Source organism: Janthinobacterium violaceinigrum (assembly GCF_009208555.1).
Lineage (GTDB): Bacteria > Pseudomonadota > Gammaproteobacteria > Burkholderiales > Burkholderiaceae_D > Janthinobacterium > Janthinobacterium violaceinigrum.
On record NZ_WFLI01000087.1, the window covers coordinates 1 to 1,940 of the forward strand.

Below are 1,940 nucleotides of genomic sequence, written 5' to 3' on the forward strand. Positions count from 1 at the left end.
GGTTGCGCCGGACAAAGGCAAGGGACTTGGGCAGGGTAGCGGATGCGGTGTTCATCGGGCAGTCAGGCAGCTGGCTGGCTTTGCCCAGGTCCGCCTGCGCGTCGCCGGCGGCCAGCTGCGCCCAGGCGCCGGCGTCGAAGTAATCGATGCCGGCGCCGGCCTGCGGCTGCGGCAGCATGTCCAGCACGCCGGGAAAGGCGCGCACGAAGCCGAGAAACTGGCGCCGCGTGTGCTTCCAGCCTATCCAGCACGCCAGCATCTGCACCAGCCGGTCGCGCCCCAGCAGCACTTGCACCATCGCCTGCGTGCCCCGGTTGGCGCTGCCCACCTGCAGCAAGCGGCTGCCGGGCAGGGCGCCAAAGCGCTGCCAGCGGTCTTTCAGGGCCAGGCGCGCCACCAGCCCGCCCATGCCGTGCGCAACGATGCGCAGCGGCTGTCCGCGCTGCTCGGCGTCGCGTATGGCTTCGTCGAGCACGGGCAGGAAGGCGCTGGCGGAATGCTGCAGCGACAAGCGCCAGTCGTAGGTGAACGGCCGCACTTCCTGGCTTTGCGCGAGAAAGCGGGCAAACGGTTCGTAGCACGATTCGATCCAGCCGGCGCTGACGATGTGCGGCTGGCCCACGGCCAGGCGTTCGATGCGCCCTTCGACGAGGTTGACGGGGTCGAACCAGATGCGGTTGCTGCCCACTTGCAGGTGGCTGCCCATGATGTCGGGCAGCAGCAGCACGATGGGCGCGTGCGCGCGCCGTTTCGGCACTTCGCCGCCCCGTGCCAGGGGGCCGTGCTCGATGCCGGGCAGCGGCTGGTAAGCCGTTTCGTCGCCCGTCAGCGCCTGCACGGCGGCCAGGCTGGAGGGCGCGCGCTCGAAGTAGTTCAGGTGGTGCGCCTGCGGCCCGCGCAGCAGCAACTGGCGCACGGGCGTGCTGCGCGTGGCGCCGCCCGCCATCGAGGCGCAATTGACCACCAGGTCGTTCTGCCCGCCGTAGAGCTGGTCGTCGAGGCAGTCGCCCAGCCAGCCCAGCAAGCCTTCGCCGCTGCAGGCGCCGGCCAGCACGTGCAGGGGGCTGGCCACGCGCACGTCGGGCGCGTTGAGCAGCGCCACCAGCGGCGAGTCGGGCATCATCGCTTCCAGGCCCGGCAGGATGCGCGCGTCGCAGCGCTGCTGCACCACGGCCAGCAGGAAGGCCACGCCGCCGTCGGGAACGTCGCCCTGCGGCAGCAGGTTGAACATCACGCTGGCCCAGCGGTCGAGGCGGCCCGTCATCAAGGTGGTGCCGCGCGCGGGGCAGGCCACGCGCACGAAGCGGGCGATGCGGATGGCGCGCTTCTTCAGCTCCACGCCCAGTTCGCGCAGGCGCGCCGCATCCTCGTCGTGGCCGCTGCGCCCGCCCAGCCGCGCCTGCGCCGTGAAGTGGTCGATATCGTGGCCGTTGAACGCTTCGCCGCCCACCGTGTTTTCGCTCAGCCGCTCCAGCCCGTCGCCAGCCAGGTCGACGGCGCCGCGGCTGTCGATGCGCTGCGCCCTAGCCAGCAATTCTCCCACCAGGCCGCCGCGCGAATGGGCCAGCAGGTGCAGCACGGCACCGTGCGGCAGCTGGCGCACGAGGGCCAGCGCATTCTGGATGGGGCTTTCGCTGAGGCTGCGGTGCTCGTAGCCGTAGATGCGGTTGCCGTACTGTGCCGCCAGCCGCGGCGCCAGGCCGTTGCGCCACAGGCCGCCAAAGCTGCGCGGGGTCGACGACGCCGTGCCGTGCAGCAGCAGCAGCACGGGTTCCGGACCGGCGGGCAGGCTGGCGACGGCCGTCATGCTGCCCGCCTCGATGCCGCAGCGGTACAGTCCCAGGCGCTGTTCCAGCTGGCGGTCCTGGAAGGCGCCCGCCGCCGCCAGCGCCGTCATGGCGGCGGCGCCGCAGCGGTACACGCGCACGGCCCGCAGCATC

1 protein-coding gene is annotated in these 1,940 nt (G+C 72.0%); it reads right to left on the minus strand.

The features are described from left to right. Window positions 1–1,940, minus strand: a 1,940-nt coding sequence (locus tag GCN75_RS28700) for a DUF7379 domain-containing protein (protein ID WP_405002841.1), incomplete at both ends; no start/stop codon positions are given.